This is a genomic window from Streptomyces sp. NPDC047869 (genome assembly GCF_040704065.1).
Classification (GTDB): Bacteria; Actinomycetota; Actinomycetes; order Streptomycetales; family Streptomycetaceae; genus Streptomyces.
Genome location: NZ_JBEYRK010000024.1, coordinates 68,074 through 86,505, shown reverse-complemented (window position 1 = coordinate 86,505; position 18,432 = coordinate 68,074). Strand labels below are relative to the sequence as shown.

Genomic DNA, 18,432 nt, shown 5'->3' with positions numbered 1-18,432 from the left:
AACAGCGGGGATGTGCGCAGGGTCACGTCCGGTGGACGGACCGCGCCCAGTGTCTACTTCTGGCGCTTGTAGAAGGGGAGCGCCACGACCTCGTACGGCTCGTGGCTGCCCCGGATGTCCACGCCGACACCCTCGGCGCCCGGCGCCGCGTGCGCCGCGTCGACGTACGCCATCGCGATCGGCTTGCCCAGGGTGGGGGAGGGGGCGCCGGAGGTGACCTCGCCGATCACCTCGCCGCCCGCGACGACGGCGAACCCGGCCCGCGGCACCCGGCGGCCCTCGGCGACCAGGCCGACGAGCTTGCGCGGCGGGTTCTGCTCGGCCCTGGCGGCGGCCTCGGTGAGCGCCTCGCGGCCCACGAAGTCGCCCTCCTTCTCGAACTTCACCACCCGGCCGAGCCCGGCGTCGAAGGGGGTCAGGGAGGTGGTCAGCTCGTGCCCGTACAGCGGCATGCCCGCCTCGAGGCGCAGGGTGTCCCGGCAGGACAGGCCGCACGGGACCAGGCCGGCGCCCTCGCCCGCCTTGGTCAGCGCCTGCCACAGCTCCACGGCGTGCTCGGGCTTCACGAACAGCTCGAAGCCGTCCTCGCCGGTGTAGCCGGTGCGGGCGATCAGCGCGGGGACGCCGGCGACGGTGCCCGGCAGGCCCGCGTAGTACTTCAGGCCGTCCAGGTCGGCGTCCGTGAGGGACTTCAGGATGCCGGGGGACTCGGGGCCCTGGACCGCGAGCAGCGCGTAGGCGTCCCGGTCGTCGCGCACCTCGGCGTCGAAGCCCGCGGCACGCTCGGTCAGCGCGTCCAGCACCACCTGGGCGTTGGAGGCGTTGGCGACGACCATGTACTCGTGTTCGGCCAGCCGGTAGACGATCAGGTCGTCCAGGATGCCGCCGTCGGCCTGGCAGATCATGGTGTAGCGGGCCCGGCCGACACCGACCGAGGCGATGTTGCCCACCAGCGCGTAGTTCAGCAGGTCGGCCGCCTGCGGCCCGGTCACGGTGATCTCGCCCATGTGGGAGAGGTCGAAGAGACCGGCCTTGGTCCGCACCGCGAGATGCTCGTCGCGCTCGGATCCGTAGCGCAGCGGCATGTCCCAGCCGGCGAAGTCGGTCATCGTCGCGCCGAGCGAGCGATGCAGGGCGTCGAGCGCGGTACGGCGCGGTCCAGTGGGTTCGGTACTGCTCATCGGTCGGTCGTCTCCCAGGGTGCAGGTATGACAGGCGAGGAACGTTCCTCCCCATCTGTCATCGGAACCTGAGAGGTTCGCCATGATCCTCGCGAGGAGTGGTCACGGCTTGCACCTTGGGTGGAGCCACTGTCGCAGCGGCCCGCTTTTCAGATGTGCCTCGCCCGCGCGGTAACGGGGCCTGAGAGATTCAAGGGAGGGACTTGCTCCTTCGGCGTCCCAGCGGAGCTGGCTGGGAACTCTCCCGCGCGGATTCAAGCGGCCGGTATGCAGTTGGCGCGCACATCATTGCACGCCGCGCCCCGCCCCGTCAGGGGCCGCATCTGTAACCGAGCTGTGGCAGTACGCGCACCCAACCGCTGGACCGGCGCATTACCTTCTCTTTACATTCAATGGGCAAAGGGTCTCCGAGCCCACAAGGGGAGGACGATGACGGTGAACAGGACCACGGCCTACGCCGCCACCACCGGTCTCGCGGTGCCGAAGCAGCCCTCCGCTCCGGCCCGTGGGCGCTGCGCGGAGCGTCCGGCCCCGGTCGTCCGCGACCTGCGCGAGCGCGCCGGGCGCAGCCCGCACGACCTGGCGTTCGGCCCCCGCGACCTGGTGGTGATCACCGGCCTGCCCGGCAGCGGCAAGTCCACCCTGATGCACCGCGCGGTCCCCGGCCACCGCGTCGACTCCCAGGACACCCGGGACCGCTGGGACGCCCGGATGCCCCGCCTCCTCCCCTACGCGCTCTACCGCCCCCTGGTCCGGCTCGCCCACTACGCCGCGCTGCGCCGCGCCCTCGGCACCGGCGAGGGGGTCGTCGTGCACGACTGCGGCACCCAGGCCTGGGTGCGCGGCTGGCTGGCCCGCGCGGCCCGGCGCCGCGGCGGCACCCTGCACCTGCTCCTGCTCGACGTCACCGCGGACACCGCCCGCGCGGGCCAGCGCGAGCGCGGCCGCGGTGTCTCCCGCTACGCCTTCCGGCGCCACCGCCGTACGGCGGCCCGTCTGCTGCGCGCGGTGGAGCGGGGAGAACTGCCCGCCGGCTGCGGCTCGGCGGTGCTGCTGGACCGGGACGCCGCGGACGTGCTGCGCCGCATCGGCTTCGCCGGCCGATCCGGCTGAGCGCTGTCACGGCCACCCGCTAGCCTTTTGGACCACAGCAGTGGTTCCCAGCAGGCGGCAGGCAGATGGACTTCTCGGCGGCGGACCTTCCCGCGGACTTCCCGGCACAGACGCACCCCCACCCGCACGGCGGTTGGCCCGGCAACGAACTGGAGGAGGCGCTCTCGGCCTCCCTCGGCATACCCGGCGCGGGCGGCCGGATCGCCGAGGTGCTCGGCCGCAGCCTGCTGTGGGTCCCGCTGCCCAACGGCGGCGGCCCGCACAGCGGCCCGCTGGACCTGCCCACGACGGAGATCGAGGGCCAGGTGTACGTCCCGGTCTTCAGCTCCGAGGAACAGCTCCGCCTGGCCGCCGGCCCCCACATGTCGTACACCGTGGCCCCGGCGGTGGAGTTCGCCCGCGGCCTGCCCCCGCAGGCGGGCATCCTCCTGAACCCCGACGGCGTGGTCGGCCTGCCGCTGCCGCCCGAGGCGGTGGCCGAACTCTGCCGCACCGGCCACACCCCGCTGGACGGCCCCGCCACCGGCGGCCGGGTCCGTCTCTTCGAGCCGGACTGGCAGGACGACCCGGTCGACTTCCTCTCCGCCGCCTCCGCCGAGTTCGCCGGCACCGGCGTGGTGGTCACCGCCCGCCGCTGCCTCGCCTCCGTCGAGACGGCCGACCCGGTGATGTTCGTGGGTGTGGAGCTCTCCCAGTGGGAGGGCGACCTGCGGGCCCTCTCACTGGAGGCCCTCGGCCGGGCCCTGGGTAAAGCCCCGGTCAAATGGCAGGTCAACCTTGTCCTCCTCGACGTCACGGACGACCCGGTGGCCACCTGGCTCAAATCCAACGTCCGCCCCTTCTACCAGTACGGCCACTGACCAGCGGGCTCGGGGGCGGCGGGCCCGAGGGGCACGGGGCCGTGCCGATCGGCGGCTCCGCCGACGGGCGCGCTCAGCCCTCACCCGCACCCGCGCAGGAACACAGGGCCCCGAGCCGATGGGCGCTTAAGCTGTCCCCACACGCGGGGCACTGACAGAAGGGCCGGTAAGACAGGTGAGCGCGAGCCACAGCGGCAGCGTCGAGCACATGCTGCGCCAGGTCACCCCCGGCCGCTACGACGCCTACGAAGAACTGCTGCGCGCCCTCGCCACTCCCTCCTCCGGCCAGATCTGGATGCTGCTGTGGCACGGCCAGGCCGGCTCGCCGGACGCCCAGTACGGGAACATGGAGGTCGACGGCTACGGCTACGCCCCCTGTGTGACCTCCGCGCAGGAACTCTCGGCGAGTGGCTGGAACCGCTCCTACGAGGTGGTCGACGGGCTCGACGTGGCCCGCACCCTCTATCCCGACCACTACGGCCTCTGGCTCAACCCGCACGCCCCGGGCGGCGGCGTCGGCATCCCCTGGCTGGACCTGCGCCGCATCGCCACCGGCCTGGACCGCCGGCCGGCCGGCCCGCTGCGGCTGTCGGAACCCGGTATCGACGTCGCGCAGTTCTACGCCCTGCTGGTGCAGAACGCCCACCGCACCCCGGCCCTGCGCTCACTGCGCCGCGCCTGGGTGCAGCCCGCGCTCGGCGCGCCGTACCTCGCCATCGGCCTGGACGTGTACGACACCTCGCCCGCCGCCGTCGACTCGGTGCGCGCGATGATGCAGCAGTCCGTCGGCGCGGTCCCCGAGGGGCTGCCGGTGTCGACGGTCGCGATGACCGACGACTACGACCCGGTCGTGCTGTGGATGCGGGCCAACGCACGCCCGTTCTACGATCGCGACGCCCACGCGGCCGTTCCCCAGCCGCAGCCGCAGGGCCCGCCGCAGCCCCAGGCGCCGGCCCCCGGTTACGGCTACCCACCGGTCCACGGGGGCTACTGAACAACCGGACCGGGGAGTCCGCCACTTGGACGGTGGTGGAGAAATCGTGTGGGGTGCGGACTTCTCCGCGCGTAGAAGAGCGGTGATTCGTCCGATTGGGGTGGAAGCGCCGCTATGTCCCAAGTGTCCCCCGTTCGGTGGCCGTTACCCCGTGATCGGATAACGGAATCCCCTGGACTGCATCACGGTTGCGCATACTTTCCCCGTCAGCTCTGGCGGGTGATCGCGAAGAAGCAGAAGACTCGCGATTCAGACGTGAGGTGGAACCTCGCGATCGAGGCAAGTCGACAAAGCCGCAAACCGCGGCAGGCGCAAGCCGGTCACCACCGGCGAGAGGGGTCGGGTCACTGTGACCGCACCGATCGAGACCACCGGGGCGGCAGCCGAGGCACAGCCGGAAGCTGTGCTCGAGGGTGCCGATAAGGGGCGGATCGAGGGTCGTTCTCTCGGGCAGATCGCCTGGTCGAGATTCAAGAGGGACAAGGTCGCCGTGGCGGGTGGCGTCATCGTCGTCCTGCTCATCGCGCTGGCCGTCCTCTCCCGGCCTCTGCAGGCCCTGCTCGGACTCGACCCCAACGCCTTCCACCAGGACCTGATCACTCCCGACACCTCGCTGCCCAAGGGCAGTTGGGGCGGCATGAGCGCGGACCACCCGCTCGGCGTGGACCCCAAGTTCGGCCGGGACATCGCCACCCGCGTCCTGGAGGGCTCCTGGGTGTCGCTGGTGGTCGCCTTCGGCGCCACGATCCTGTCCAACGTGATCGGCGCCATCATGGGCGTCGTCGCGGGTTACTACGGCGGCCGGGTCGACAACGTCATCAGCCGCCTGATGGACACCTTCCTCGCCTTCCCCCTCCTGCTGTTCGCCATCGCGATCTCCGCCACGCTCCAGGGCGGCGCGTTCGGCCTCAACGGGCTCCCGCTCCACCTGAGCGTGCTGATCTTCGTCATCGGCTTCTTCAACTGGCCCTACCTGGGCCGGATCGTGCGCGGCCAGACCCTCGCCCTGCGTGAGCGCGAGTTCGTGGACGCCTCCCGCGGCATGGGTGCCAAGGGCCCGTACATCCTGTTCCGGGAGCTGATGCCCAACCTGGTCGGCCCGATCATCGTCTACTCGACGCTGCTCATCCCGACCAACATCCTCTTCGAGGCGTCCCTGAGCTTCCTCGGTGTCGGCATCCAGCCCCCGCAGGCCTCCTGGGGCGGCATGCTCCGCGAAGCGGTCACCTACTACCAGGTCGATCCCCAGTACATGATCGTGCCCGGTCTCGCCATCTTCGTGACCGTCCTGGCGTTCAATCTGCTGGGCGACGGTCTCCGCGACGCTCTCGACCCGCGCAGCCGTTGACGCCTGCCACCGCCCGAGAGCCCGAAAAGTTTCCGACTATGGAGGGGAAAGCGCCCATCATGCGAAGGTCAGCGCTGGCCGCTATCGCGGCCATCGGCTCCGCCAGCCTGCTCGTTGCAGGTTGCAGCAAGGCCGATGACAACAAGGACAACAACGGCTCGTCCGCCGGGGCCAACGCCGCGACCAAGGGTGTGGTCAACGCTTCCGCCAAGAAGGGCGGCACGGTCACCTACGAGCTGTCCGACGTGCCGGACTCCTTCGACCCCGGCAACACGTACTACGCGTACATGTACAACCTCAGCCGGCTCTACGCCCGCCCGCTGATGACGTTCCAGCCCGGCGCCGGCGAGAAGGGCAACACCCTCGTCCCGGACCTCGCCGCGAGCAAGGGCGTCCCGAGCGACGGCGGCAAGACCTGGACGTACAAGCTGCGTTCGGGCCTGAAGTACGAGGACGGCTCGCCGATCACCTCGAAGGACGTCAAGTACGCCGTCGAGCGCTCCAACTTCGCGCGTGACGTGCTCTCCCTCGGCCCGAACTACTTCCAGCAGTTCATGGCGAAGGGCGACAAGTACAAGGGCCCCTACAAGGACAAGAGCGCCAAGGGCCTGTCCTCCATCGAGACGCCGGACGACGGCACGATCGTCTTCCACCTGAACCAGGCGTTCCAGGAGTTCGACTACCTCGTCGCCGCCCCGCAGACGGCCCCGGTGCCCCAGTCCAAGGACAAGGGCGTCGACTACGTCAAGCACATCGTGTCGTCGGGCTCGTACAAGTTCCAGAGCTACGAGGACGGCAAGCAGGCCGTGCTCGTGCGCAACGAGAACTGGGACGCGAAGACCGACCCGCTGCGCAAGCAGCTGCCGGACAAGATCGTCGTCAAGCTGAAGGTCAACCCGGAGACCATCGACCAGGACGTCCTGGCCGGTGACGCGATCGACCTGGCCGGTGCCGGCGTCCAGGCCTCCACGCAGGCCAAGGTGCTCACCGACACGGCGAAGAAGGCCGGCACGGACAACACCTACGGTGGCCGCCTCGTCTACATGGCGATCAACACCAAGGTGAAGCCGTTCGACAAGGTCGAGTGCCGCAAGGCCGTGCAGTACGCGATCGACAAGGTCTCGGTGCAGACCGCCGAGGGCGGCCCGATCCGCGGCGACATCGCCTCCACCGTGCTGCCCCCGGACATCCCGGGCTACGAGAAGTCGGACGTCTACGCGACCTCCGGCAACAAGGGTGACGCGGCCAAGGCCAAGGAGCAGCTGAAGGCCTGCGGCAAGTCGTCGATCAGCACCAACATCTCGGCCCGCTCGGACCGTCCGCAGGAGATCGACGCCGCCACGGCGATCATCAACTCGCTGAAGAAGGTCGGCATCAACGCCAGCCTGAAGCAGTACCCGTCCGGCAAGTACTTCACCGACTACGCCGGTGTCCCGAAGTTCACCAAGAAGCAGAACGTCGGTCTGATCATGATGCAGTGGGGTGCCGACTGGCCCTCCGGCTACGGCTTCCTGCAGCAGATCCTGAACGGCAAGGCGATCAGCCAGTCGGGTAACACCAACCTGTCGCAGTACGACAACAAGGACGTCAACTCCCTGCTGGGCAAGGCGATCGGTACCCAGGACGACACCGAGCGCAACAGCCTGTACACGCAGATAGACAAGAAGACCATGGACGACGCCGTCCTCGTTCCGCTGACCTACTTCAAGGTCCTGCTGGCCCGCCCGCAGAACTACACCAACCTGGTTTCCACGGCGGCCTTCAGCGGTCAGTACGACTACCTCAACATCGGCGTCGCGTCGAAGTAGCAGCCCCGGAAGGCAGGTGAAGGCATTGGTGCCCGCGGGCTTCGCGGCCCGCGGGCACCAGCGCCGGTCCCCGTGATCTCGTACATCCTCCGCCGGACGTTCGCGGCAGTGATCCTGCTGCTGGTCGTCTCCGCGGTCACCTTCGCCATCTTCTTCCTGCTGCCACGGCTTGCCGGCCAGACAGCGGACCAGCTGGCGCAGCAGTACATCGGCAAGAGTCCGTCGAAGGCGGACATCGTCGCTGTCAAGCACAACCTCGGTCTGGACCAGCCTGTCTACGTCCAGTACTGGCACTTCATCAAGGGGATCGTGGCCGGCGCCACCTACGACCTCGGCCCCACCACGGTGCACTGCGACGCACCCTGCTTCGGTTACTCCTTCAAGAACCACCAGGCAGTGTGGCCGGAGCTCACCTCCCGTCTTCCGATCACCCTGTCGCTGGCCGTCGGTGCCGCCGTGCTGTGGCTGGTCTCGGGCGTCGTGGCCGGTGTCATCTCCGCGCTGAAGCCGCGTTCGTTCCTCGACCGGACCTTCATGGGCATCGCGCTCACCGGCGTCTCGCTGCCCATGTTCTTCACGGGCAACCTGGCGATCCTGCTCTTCACCTATCAGTGGCCGATCTTCGGCAAGACCTACGTCCCGCTCACCGAGAACCCGGCACAGTGGGCCAACACCCTCATCCCGGCGTGGTGTTCGCTCGCCCTGCTGTACTCCGCCATCTACGCGCGGCTGACCCGCTCGGGCATGCTGGAGACGATGAGCGAGGACTTCATCCGCACGGCCCGCGCCAAGGGCCTGCGGGAGCGCACCGTCGTCACCCGGCACGGACTGCGCGCCGCCCTGACCCCGATCATCACGGTGTTCGGCATGGACATCGGTCTGCTGCTCGGCGGTGCCGTGATCACCGAGTCGGTGTTCTCGCTGCCCGGCATCGGCCAGTACGCGGTGCAGGGCATCACCGACAACGACCTGCCGAAGATCCTCGGCGTGACGCTGCTCGCCGCCGCCTTCGTCGTCTTCGCAAATCTCCTGGTGGACGTGCTCTACGCCGCCGCCGACCCGCGGGTGAGGCTCTCGTGACCGAACTCTCCAAGACCGGCGCCGCCGTGGGCGAGCCCACCTCCGCGTCCCAGCCCCCCAAGGCCTTCCTCGAGGTCCGCGACCTCAGGGTGCACTTCCCGACCGACGACGGCCTGGTCAAGTCCGTCGACGGGCTCAGCTTCTCGCTGGAGAAGGGCCGCACCCTCGCCGTCGTCGGTGAGTCCGGCTCCGGCAAGTCGGTGACCTCGCAGGCCATCATGGGTCTGCACCGGCTCGGCACCCGCGGCAAGAACGTGCGGATGACCGGCGAGATCTGGCTGGACGGCAAGGAACTGGTCTCCGCCGCCCCGGACGAGGTGCGCAAGCTCCGCGGCCGCGAGATGGCGATGATCTTCCAGGACCCGCTGTCCGCGATGCACCCGTACTACAAGGTCGGCGACCAGATCGTCGAGGCCTACCGGGTGCACCACGACGTCAGCAGGAAGGTCGCCCGCAAGCGCGCCATCGAGATGCTCGACCGCGTCGGCATCCCCGAGCCCGCCAAGCGCGTGGACGGCTACCCGCACGAGTTCTCCGGCGGTATGCGCCAGCGCGCCATGATCGCCATGGCGCTGGTGAACAACCCCGAGCTGCTCATCGCGGACGAGCCCACCACCGCCCTCGACGTCACCGTCCAGGCGCAGATCCTCGACCTGATCCGGGATCTGCAGAAGGAGTTCGGCTCCGCGGTCATCATGGTCACCCACGACCTCGGTGTGGTCGCCGAGATCGCCGACGACGTCCTCGTGATGTACGGCGGCCGGTGTGTCGAGCGCGGGCCGGCCGCCCGGGTCTTCGAGGAACCGCAGCACCCCTACACCTGGGGTCTGCTCGGCTCGATGCCCCGCATCGACCGCGACACCTCCGAACGGCTCATCCCGGTCAAGGGCCAGCCGCCGAGCCTCATCAACGTCCCCTCGGGCTGCGCCTTCCACCCGCGCTGCCCGTACGCGGACATCCCCAAGGGGAATGTCACCCGCACCGTGCGCCCCGAGCTGGAGCAGGTGAGCACCGGGCACTGGTCCGCCTGCCACCTCCCGGCCGAGGACCGTGAGCGGATCTGGACCGAAGAGATTGCGCCGAAGCTGTGAGTGAGACCAAGAAGACGGACGAGGCCGTGATCCCGCAGCAGGCGCAGGCCCCCGCGGCCGACTCGGCGGACCGTGAGGTGCTGCTCAGGGTCGAGGGCCTGAAGAAGCACTTCCCGATCAAGAAGGGCATCCTCCAGCGCCAGGTCGGCGCGGTGAAGGCCGTCGACGGGATCGACTTCGAGGTGCGCAAGGGCGAGACCCTGGGCGTGGTGGGCGAGTCGGGCTGCGGCAAGTCGACCATGGGCCGGGTCATCACCCGCCTCCAGGACCCGACCGGCGGCACGATCACCTTCGATGGCCGGGACATCACGACGCTGCGGACCGGGCAGATGCGCCCGCTGCGCCGCGACATCCAGATGATCTTCCAGGACCCGTACGGCTCCCTGAACCCGCGCCACACCATCGGCTCGATCGTCTCCGCGCCGTTCCGGCTGCAGGGCGTCGAGCCCGAGGGCGGGGTGAAGAAGGAGGTCCAGCGGCTGCTGGAGCTGGTCGGTCTGAGCCCCGAGCACTACAACCGCTACCCGCACGAGTTCTCCGGCGGCCAGCGCCAGCGCATCGGCATCGCCCGCGCGCTCGCCCTGAAGCCGAAGCTGGTCGTGGCCGACGAGCCGGTCTCCGCGCTGGACGTGTCGATCCAGGCGCAGGTCGTGAACCTCATGGACGACCTCCAGCAGGAACTCGGTCTCACCTACGTGATCATCGCGCACGACCTGTCGGTCGTCCGGCATGTCTCGGACCGGATCGCGGTGATGTACCTCGGCAAGATCGTCGAGCTGGCCGACCGCACCTCGCTGTACGAGGCGCCGATGCACCCGTACACCAAGGCGCTGATGTCGGCGGTGCCGGTGCCGGACACCAAGCGCCGGGGCCAGAAGAGCGAGCGCATCCTGCTCCGCGGCGACGTGCCCTCGCCCATCGCCCCGCCGCCCGGCTGCCGGTTCCACACCCGCTGCTGGAAGGCGACGGACATCTGCCGGACGACCGAGCCGCAGCTCCTCGAGCTGAAGCCCGGCCAGCGCGTCGCCTGCCACCACCCGGAGAACTTCGCCGACCAGGCCCCGCAGGACACGGTGCTGCTGTCGGTGGCGAAGGAAGCGTCGGAGCTGGTCCCGGACGTCGTGCTGGAGGAGTCGGCGGCAGCCGCCGCCGAGGCCGCCGGGACGGACGCCGCGGAGAAGCCCGCGGCTGCCGGGGGCGACGCGACGGGGACGGCCGAGGCCGCCGCGGAGGAGAAGTCCGGGGCCGACGCCACGGTCAAGCCCGAGACGGACGCCGCGGACGAGCCCGCGGCCGACGCCGAGGGCAAGCCCGCGGCCGACGCTCAGGAGGAGCCCGCGAGCGCCGAGGCCGACGCGCCCGCCGAGGCCGACGCGCCCGCCGAGGCCGACGCGGCCGCGGAGCCCGAGGCCGACGCGGAGGAGTCCGACGCGGTGAAGGAGTCGGCGAAGGCCGCCGAGGCCGTCGCCGAGGCCGGTTCCGTGAAGACCGGGCCCGGTGCCAAGACCTCGGCCGGCGAGGCCGGGACCGAGGCCGTCGTTCCCGCCGAGGAGCCCGCCGCCGACACCGACTCCCAGGAGTCAACCGGCAAGTAGCACATGACAGAACTGCAAAGTCATGTACATGTCTGAGCGGGAGAGTGCAGAGTCGTCCGTGCCCGACCACTGATCGGCACGCTCGAAGGGACGACCATGGCACTCTCCCGTTCGGCACGGTTAGGGGCCCTCGCCACCGCGGCGGCCTCCTTCCTCCTCATCGCGGCGTCACCCGCCCCGACCGCCGGCGCGCCCGGCATCGGCGACACCTACTTCCCCGGACTCGGCAACGGCGGCTTCGACGCCCGCCACTACGACCTGGACATCGCCTACGCTCCCGGCACCGGCCGACTGGACGGCCGTACCACCCTCACGGCACGCGCCACCCGGAACCTCTCCTCCTTCGATCTCGACCTCCAGCGGCTGGAGATCACCCGGGTCGAGGTCGACGGCTCGAGCGCGCGCTTCACCCGGGACGGCGACGAGGTCACCGTCACCCCGCGCCACACCCTGCGCAAGGGCCGCGAGTTCACCGTCTCGGTCACCTACGGCGGCATACCCGAACCGCTCGGCGGCCCCATCATCTTCGGCTCGGACTACGGCTGGATGAAGACGCCCGACGGCGTCTTCGTGGCCTGCGAACCGAACGCCGCCTCCACCTGGTTCCCGTCCAGCGACCACCCTTCCGACAAGGCCACGTACGACATCCGGATCAAGGCGCCCAAGGGCCTGACCGGTGTCTCCAACGGGCGGCTCGTCTCCACCCGCGACCGGGGCGGTTCGACGTACACGCACTGGCGGGAGAGCCGGCCGATGGCCACGTACCTCGCGACCGCCACCATCGGCAGGTTCGACGTGCGGACGGGCCGCACCCCGGGCGGCATCCCCGTCTACGTCGCCATCGACCCCGTGCTGAAGAACAGCAACAACGTCGACGTCTACGCAGTCACCGCCGCCGCCACCGACTACTGGTCCCAGGTCTTCGGCCCTTACCCCTTCGAGGAGACCGGCGCCATCGTGGACGACATGCCCGAGGCCGGGTTCTCGCTGGAGGTGCAGAGCAAGCCCGCCTACTCGGCCGTGCGCAACGAGTCGACGATCGTGCACGAACTGGCCCACCAGTGGTTCGGCGACTCGGTGAGCGTGGCGCGGTGGAAGGACATCTGGCTCAACGAGGGCTTCGCCACCTACGCCCAGTGGCTGTGGGCGGAGCACCAGGGCACCCGCTCGGCCCACGACTCCTTCCGCGCCGCCTACGACGCCCGGCCCGCCGACTCCTCCTTCTGGCAGATCAAGGTGGCCGACCCGCAGCGGGACACCATGTTCGCCTCCGCCGTGTACCAGCGCGGCGCGATGACCCTGCAGCTGCTGCGCGAGCGGATCGGCGACCGGGCGTTCTTCAGGCTGCTGCCCGCCTGGACCCGGCTGCACCGGTACGGCAACGCGGACACGGCCGACTTCGTCCGGCTCGCCGAGCGGATCAGCGGGCAGCGACTGGGCGATCTGTTCGGCACCTGGCTCTATACGACAGGCAGGCCGACCCTCTGAACCTGTACTTGTAAGGTGCACACCCGCTGACAGGTGAGAATGTCAGGGTGCAGCTCCAGCAACTCTTCAGTCCCTCCGTCCAGCACACGCTCGATGTCATCGGCATCTTCGTGTTCGCGATCTCCGGTGCTCTGCTGGCCGTCCGGAAGAACTTCGACATCTTCGGGATCGCCGTGCTCGCCGAGGTCACGGCGCTGGGCGGGGGGCTGTTCCGCGACGTGGTCATCGGGGCCGTGCCCCCGGCGGCCTTCACGGACCTCGGGTACTTCCTCACCCCGCTGATCGCCACGCTCGTGGTGTTCTTCCTGCACCCGCACGTGGAGCGGATCCAGACGGGGGTGCTCGTCTTCGACGCGGCCGGTCTCGGCCTGTTCTGCGTCAGCGGCACCACCAAGGCGTACTCCTACGGGCTCAACCTGACCGCGTCGGCGACCCTCGGCCTCGCCACGGCGGTCGGCGGCGGTGTGCTGCGGGACGTGCTCGCCAACGAGGTCCCGTCACTGCTGCGCTGGGACCGCGACCTGTACGCGGTCCCGGCGATCGTCGGCGCCACCATGGTGGCCCTGTGCATCCGCTACGACGCCCTGACCCCGCTCACCAGCGGGCTCGCGGTCGTCACCGCCTTCGTCCTGCGGCTGCTCGCGATGAAGTTCCACTGGCGAGCGCCGCGTGCGTGGAACCGGCGCTCGACAGTGACCGAGGAGTAGCCCCGGCGGCCCCGTTTCCGCTGCCGGTGCCGCTCAGGGGTGCCGTGCCGGCCCCGGCGAGCGAGCCGTCCTCGCCCCTGGCGCGGTTCTGGCCCATCTGCAGGGTCAGCCAGCGGAACACCTCGGGGACCTGTGGCCGCCACAGCGCCATGGTGTGACCGCCGGCGCTGCGCGGCAGGAACACCACGTGCACGGTCGTCGGCGCCTTGGCGACCGCCTGCAGTGCCGCGCCCGCCTGGTAGCCGTCGCCGGACTCGCCGGAGACGTAGAGGGCGATCCGGGGCGGCTCGGCCGCCTTCCGCAGCAGCAGGTAGGGGTTGTTCCGGGCGCGCAGGGCGGGACTCTGGGCGGCCAGCGAGTTCCGCTCGCCGATCGGGTCGTTGTAGCCGGACAGGCTCACGGCGGCCCGGTAGCGGTCGGGGTGGGCCACGGCCAGTTTGACCGCGCAGTGCGCGCCGGCCGAGTAGCCGGCCACCGCCCATCCCGACGGCGCCGGCTGGGCGCGGAAGTTGTCCAGCACCATCCTCGGCACGTCGACGCTGAGCCAGCTGTCGGCGTTGACCTGCCCCGGGACGTTGGCGCAGCCCGTGTCGACGCCGGCCAGCAGGTTGGTGCGCGGCGCGACCAGGATGAAGGGCGCCACCCGGCCGTCGCGCATCAGCGGCAGCACCTGCTGGTGCGCCCCGAGCGCCCCGAACCAGGCCTTCGCCGAGCCCGGGTAGCCCGGGAGCAGCTCCACGACCGGGAACCTGCGGTGGCGGTAGGCGGGTTCGCCGTACTGGGGCGGCAGCCAGACGTAGACCTCGGCGTTCACGCCGGAGACCCGCCCCCGGAGCTGGGTGACGCGCACCCCGCCCGCCGCGCGCATCCCGGCGCCGTCGGCCGGCCGGAAGACCTGCGCGACCCTGGGCAGCCGCTTCAGGGCGATCCCGCCGGTGCCGTCCCGGCCGAGGTCGGCGGCCCGCTGGACGTGGTCGCCGGTGCCGATGAGGTCGGCCCAGTTGTCGTACAGGCCGTTCTGGTTGTTGACCAGCACGAAGACCAGCGTGACGGCCGTGCCCTGGGTGAACAGCAGCATCAGCACCCGGGCCGCGGCGCGCAGCGGCTTCGGCCCGGGCGTCCTCGACCACAGCAGGAGCGGCAGTATGAGGGCGACCACGGAAAGCACGACGACCGTGCAGAGGAACGGAGTCCCGGTGAGGCTCATGTCCCCATAGAGGGTGATCACCGGCCGGGGGTTGTGGACGTGTCCGGACACTTACCTGGAAATTGCCGGAATCTCACCCGGGGGGCCCTCTTGCCAGGGCCGAGTGGCCGGATCGCGTTCACCCGCCCCGACCATCAAAAGCTACCGCTTAGTAATTTCCTGTTGTACCGTTCACCCATGCCAGAAGCAGCTTCCGCACCCTCCCCCACTCTCGGCTTCGCTCGAGCGGGGGGACCCCCATCGTCGCGGGCCGTGATCGGCGACAGCGAGTTCGACCGTGACACGGCGGTCACCCGGCGCGAGACCGGCGTCTACGACATCGACCTCTCGGCCGGCTGGACCATCATCAACGCCGTCAACGGCGGCTATCTGCTGGCCGTCCTCGGCAGGGCCCTCGCGGACACCCTTCCGCACCCGGACCCCTTCACCGTCTCCGCGCACTACCTGACCGCGTCCCAGCCGGGCCCGGCGGTCGTCCGCACGCAGACCGTCCGCACCGGCCGCACCCTCTCCACGGGCCAGGCCTCGCTCGTCCAGTTCGACGACGAGGGCAACGAGGTCGAGCGGATCCGCGTCCTCGCCTCCTACGGCGACCTCGCCGGCCTGCCCGACGACGTCCGTACGACGGCCGCCCCGCCGGCGATCCCGCCGCTGGACCAGTGCTTCGGCCCGGAGGACGGCCCCGCCCCGGTCGATGGCAGCTCGGCCATCGCCGACCGGCTGATGCTCAAGCTGGACCCCGCCACCCTCGGCTGGGCCCTCGGCGCGCCCTCCGGCAAGGGCGAGATGCGGGCCTGGTTCGGGCTGGCCGACGGCCGCGACGCCGACCCGCTCTCGCTGCTGCTCGCGGTGGACGCGCTGCCGCCCACCGCCTTCGAGATCGGCCTCAAGGGCTGGGTGCCCACGGTGGAACTCACCGTCCACGTCCGGCACCGCCCGGCCCCCGGACCGCTGCGGGTGTCGATCACCACCCGCAACCTGGCCGGCGGATTCCTGGAGGAGGACGCCGAGGTCTGGGACAGCGCGGACCGGCTGGTCGCCCAGTCCCGGCAGCTCGCCCGGGTCAGGCTCGGCTGAGCGGGGTGCGGCCCAGCCAGGCCGCCAGTTCCTCGTAGACACCGGCGCCCTCGGGGGCGCCGGTGCGGGCGGCGAACGGGGTGGCGGCGTCCCTCGGCCTGGAGTCGGGCAGCACCCGGCGGGCGTTGGCGAGTGAGAACTCGGCCAGCTCCGGGTCGAGCTCCAGCGGATGGCCGAGGGCCTCGGCGAGGTCCCAGGTGTGGGTCACGATCTCCATCACGTAACCCGACAGCGCCGCGTGGCCCGGGACCTCGCCCCACGGCACGCGCACGGTCGTCACCATCCGCTCGTCGCTCTCCCAGGCCCTGAGCACCCGGACCCTGACCTCGTCGTAGGCGGCGGCCCAGCCGTCGTCGGCGACGCCGTCGGTGGACGGGTCCACGGCGAGCCCGTCACCACCCTCGCCGACCACCGCGATCCGCCGGGTGCCACCGACGACATGGCCGAACAGGCCACGGACGTCGAACTCGGAACAAGGGGTCGGCCGGGTGAGGTCCTCGGGGCGCACGGTCTTGATGAGCGCGGCCGCCTGCTCGGTGGCGCGGACGTAGTAGGGGCGCGGGTCGGTGAACTCGTTCGTCATGACATGCCTCTCGGTGAGTCGGTGCGCCGAGCATCCCCGGATAACCTGACACCTGCCGTCAACATTTGCGTGGACCGGGACGCGGCGGGATTCTGGGCCCGTGAAGTCCGACCGGCTGCTGTCGATCCTGCTGCTCCTGCAGACCCGCGGGCGCGTTCCGGCGCGCGAACTGGCCGACCGGCTCGAGGTGTCGGTCCGCACCATCTACCGGGACGTCGAGGCCCTGTCGGCGTCCGGTGTGCCGGTGTACGCCGAGCGCGGCCGGCACGGCGGCATCGAACTCCTCGCCGGTTTCCGCACCGACGTCACCGGCCTGACCGCGGACGAGTCCCGGGCGCTGTTCATCCTGGCCGCGCAGGGCGCCCACGCGGCGCTCGGCCTCGACACCGCGCTCGGCTCCGCCCTGCGCAAGGTGATGGCCGCCCTGCCGGCGCCGCACCGGCCCGCAGCCGAGATCACCAGCCGCCGCATCCTGGTCGACGCCACCCGCTGGCTCGGCGGCCCCCAGCAGGCCGTGGACCTGGAGGTGCTGCAGGACGCGGTCTTCTCCGACCGGCGGCTGCGGCTGCGCTACCGGCACAGCGGGGACCGGGAGCCGTCGACGTACACGGTGGACCCCTACGGTCTGGTCGCCAAGGCCGGGGTCTGGTACCTCGTCGCCGACCGCCGGGGCACGCCCCGGCTGTTCCGCGCCGACCGGGTGCGCTCGGCCCGGCTGCTCGACGATCCCGTGCGGCGGCGGCCGGGCGTCGAACTCGCCGACGTCTGGGAGGTGCTGCGCCGGCAGGTGGAGGAGCGGCCGGGGGACGGTGTCGACGTCACCGTGCGGGTGCGGCGCGAACGCCTCGACATGTTCCGGCGGATGGCCGCCGCGCAACTGACCGAGGTCCCCGACGACGACGGTGTGAGCGACTGGGTCACCGCCCGGCTGTCGTATCCGGTGCTGCGCGCGGTGCGCCAACTGCTCGGTTTCTCGGACCAGGTGGAGATCCTGGGCCCGTCCGAGGCGCGCGCGGAACTGCTGCGGGCGGTCCGCTCCGTCACGGCCCTGTACCAGGAGACCGGTTCGGACGGTGGCCGAAGTGCCTGATGAACCGCGGTACTTGTGGCGCGCTTTGCCCGATTGACAGCGCGGGGACAGGGCAGGCCCAAGCGCGCCCTATGCGCCGCTGGTTCAGTGCCCGCCTCAGGTCTTCCTCATCCTCCGTGGAGCTGTCTCTCATGAAGCGTGCCCGTCTCCTCCCCGCCGCCGTCCTGCTGGCGTTCTCCCCGCTGCTGCTGACCGCGTGCGGCTCGGACGACTCGTCCTCCTCGACCGGCGGCTCCGGGCAGCAGGCCTGCCGGGCGCCGTCCGGCAGGCCGGCCGGCACGGCGGGATGCCGTCCGGCGCGCCCTCGGGGGCCTCCACCGCGAGGCCGAGCGGCGCGCCCACGGGGATGCCCTCCGGTGCGCCCTCGGGGAGGCCCAGCGGTGCGCCGAGCGGAGCGCCCGGTGGCGGCCAGGGCGGCCCCGGTGGCGGGCAGGGCGGCGGCTGCGGCGGGCCCGCTGGGGGAGCGGCCGGGGGACAGGCGGAGGGGCAGGCACAGCAGGGCTGACGAGCCGACAGGCGCCGGGCCGGCGGGGGCGGGTCAGTCCAGCCAGTGGTGGCGGCCGATGCTGATGAGCCGCAACTGCCGCCGGGCCAGCAGGGTGACGCGTTCCCGCTCGTCCTCCGGCGCCTCCAGCGACTCCAGGAACAGGGAGGCGGTCAGCAGCATCTGGTCGACGTAGAGGTGCGCGAGCATCCGCAGGTCGTCGTCGTCCCAGCCGCGCGCCTCCGGGTCGCCCGCCAGCTCGGCCTTCACCTCCTCGGCGAAACGGGCCAGTTGGTCGCGGATGGCCTCGCGGACCGGCTGAACTCCGCCATGTCGCTCACGGGCGATGAAACGGACGTGTGCGGGGTACGCGTCTACGTGGCGGGCGATCAGCTCGACGGCGCGCGTGATGCGTTCCCCGCTGTCGCCGGCCGCGGACACCGTCGTCCGCACCATCGGATGCAGGCTGCCCAGCGCCTCGTCGACCAGGGCCACACCGAGGTCGGCGGTGGAGCGGAAGTGCCGGTAGAAGGCGGTCGGAGCGACCCCGACGGCACGGGTGACCTCGCGCAGGCCGAGGCTGCTCAGGCTCTGCTCCTCCAGAAGAGCGAGCGCCGCGTCCAGAAACGCCTGCCGCGTCTTCTGCTTCTGGGCCTGCCGGATGCCGAGGGTGTGACTCATGTCATCCAGTTAACAACTGTTCTCCGGAATTGGGAAGCCGCGAGA

16 protein-coding genes and 1 riboswitch are annotated in these 18,432 nt (G+C 70.8%); of the genes, 12 read left to right on the top strand and 4 right to left on the bottom strand.

The features are described from left to right. Nucleotides 1-53: 53 nt before the first annotated feature. A complete protein-coding gene (gene gcvT / locus AB0924_RS27180) occupies nucleotides 54-1,181 on the bottom strand; it encodes a glycine cleavage system aminomethyltransferase GcvT (protein WP_366912771.1) in 1,128 nt (375 codons plus the stop codon). 159 nt (nucleotides 1,182-1,340) lie between these two features. Continuing rightward, a riboswitch (glycine riboswitch) is annotated at nucleotides 1,341-1,438 on the bottom strand. 178 nt (nucleotides 1,439-1,616) lie between these two features. Between gcvT and AB0924_RS27175 the strand changes: the two genes are divergently transcribed. From AB0924_RS27175 to AB0924_RS27130, 10 genes are all read left to right on the top strand, one after another. Next, nucleotides 1,617-2,294 carry an AAA family ATPase gene (locus tag AB0924_RS27175; RefSeq protein WP_358935703.1) on the top strand — a complete coding sequence of 226 codons (678 nt, stop codon included), beginning with the start codon at nucleotides 1,617-1,619 and terminating at the stop codon, nucleotides 2,292-2,294. Nucleotides 2,295-2,359: 65 nt separating this feature from the next. Further along, nucleotides 2,360-3,154: an enhanced serine sensitivity protein SseB gene (locus AB0924_RS27170; RefSeq protein ID WP_366912770.1), complete on the top strand. Its 795-nt coding sequence runs from the start codon at nucleotides 2,360-2,362 to the stop codon at nucleotides 3,152-3,154. Nucleotides 3,155-3,329: 175 nt separating this feature from the next. Further along, nucleotides 3,330-4,148, top strand: coding sequence for an enhanced serine sensitivity protein SseB C-terminal domain-containing protein (locus AB0924_RS27165; protein ID WP_358935565.1), 819 nt, complete (start codon nucleotides 3,330-3,332; stop codon nucleotides 4,146-4,148). 349 nt (nucleotides 4,149-4,497) lie between these two features. Beyond that, nucleotides 4,498-5,496 carry an ABC transporter permease gene (locus AB0924_RS27160; RefSeq protein WP_358935567.1) on the top strand — a complete coding sequence of 333 codons (999 nt, stop codon included), beginning with the start codon at nucleotides 4,498-4,500 and terminating at the stop codon, nucleotides 5,494-5,496. 38 nt (nucleotides 5,497-5,534) lie between these two features. Beyond that, a complete protein-coding gene (locus AB0924_RS27155; RefSeq protein WP_358935569.1) occupies nucleotides 5,535-7,304 on the top strand; it encodes an ABC transporter substrate-binding protein in 1,770 nt (589 codons plus the stop codon). A gap of 72 nt (nucleotides 7,305-7,376) precedes the next feature. Continuing rightward, entirely contained in the window at nucleotides 7,377-8,384 is a 1,008-nt protein-coding gene (locus AB0924_RS27150) for an ABC transporter permease (RefSeq protein ID WP_358935572.1), read from the top strand. After that, a complete protein-coding gene (locus AB0924_RS27145; RefSeq protein WP_358935574.1) occupies nucleotides 8,381-9,475 on the top strand; it encodes an ABC transporter ATP-binding protein in 1,095 nt (364 codons plus the stop codon). Before AB0924_RS27150 ends, AB0924_RS27145 begins: the two co-directional genes overlap by 4 nt. 26 nt (nucleotides 9,476-9,501) lie before the next feature. Next, nucleotides 9,502-11,070 (top strand): dipeptide ABC transporter ATP-binding protein, encoded by a 1,569-nt coding sequence (locus AB0924_RS27140; RefSeq protein ID WP_358935705.1) that lies wholly within the window; start codon nucleotides 9,502-9,504, stop codon nucleotides 11,068-11,070. A 96-nt stretch (nucleotides 11,071-11,166) separates the two neighbouring features. Further along, a complete protein-coding gene (locus AB0924_RS27135; RefSeq protein ID WP_358935577.1) occupies nucleotides 11,167-12,558 on the top strand; it encodes a M1 family metallopeptidase in 1,392 nt (463 codons plus the stop codon). A gap of 47 nt (nucleotides 12,559-12,605) precedes the next feature. After that, the gene (locus tag AB0924_RS27130; protein ID WP_358935579.1) at nucleotides 12,606-13,265 is read left to right on the top strand and encodes a trimeric intracellular cation channel family protein; all 660 of its coding nucleotides are present in this window, start codon (nucleotides 12,606-12,608) and stop codon (nucleotides 13,263-13,265) included. On the opposite strand, the gene AB0924_RS27125 is transcribed toward AB0924_RS27130, so the two are convergent. Beyond that, nucleotides 13,174-14,472, bottom strand: a complete 1,299-nt coding sequence (locus AB0924_RS27125; protein WP_358935581.1) for an alpha/beta hydrolase-fold protein — start codon at nucleotides 14,470-14,472, stop codon at nucleotides 13,174-13,176. The two genes, AB0924_RS27130 and AB0924_RS27125, sit on opposite strands and share 92 nt — an antisense overlap. 177 nt (nucleotides 14,473-14,649) lie before the next feature. Between AB0924_RS27125 and AB0924_RS27120 the strand changes: the two genes are divergently transcribed. After that, nucleotides 14,650-15,549: a thioesterase family protein gene (locus AB0924_RS27120; RefSeq protein ID WP_366912769.1), complete on the top strand. Its 900-nt coding sequence runs from the start codon at nucleotides 14,650-14,652 to the stop codon at nucleotides 15,547-15,549. Here AB0924_RS27120 and AB0924_RS27115 read toward each other — a convergent pair. Further along, complete coding sequence (locus AB0924_RS27115) at nucleotides 15,536-16,132, bottom strand: TIGR03086 family metal-binding protein (protein WP_358935585.1); 597 nt, start codon at nucleotides 16,130-16,132, stop codon at nucleotides 15,536-15,538. The two genes, AB0924_RS27120 and AB0924_RS27115, sit on opposite strands and share 14 nt — an antisense overlap. Nucleotides 16,133-16,232: 100 nt before the next feature. On the opposite strand from AB0924_RS27115, the gene AB0924_RS27110 reads away from it, so the two are divergent. Further along, nucleotides 16,233-17,222, top strand: a complete 990-nt coding sequence (locus AB0924_RS27110; protein WP_358935587.1) for a YafY family protein — start codon at nucleotides 16,233-16,235, stop codon at nucleotides 17,220-17,222. Nucleotides 17,223-17,760: 538 nt separating this feature from the next. Here the strand turns inward: AB0924_RS27110 and AB0924_RS27105 are convergent. Next, the gene (locus AB0924_RS27105) at nucleotides 17,761-18,387 is read right to left on the bottom strand and encodes a TetR family transcriptional regulator (RefSeq protein WP_358935591.1); all 627 of its coding nucleotides are present in this window, start codon (nucleotides 18,385-18,387) and stop codon (nucleotides 17,761-17,763) included. Nucleotides 18,388-18,432 lie beyond the last annotated feature (45 nt).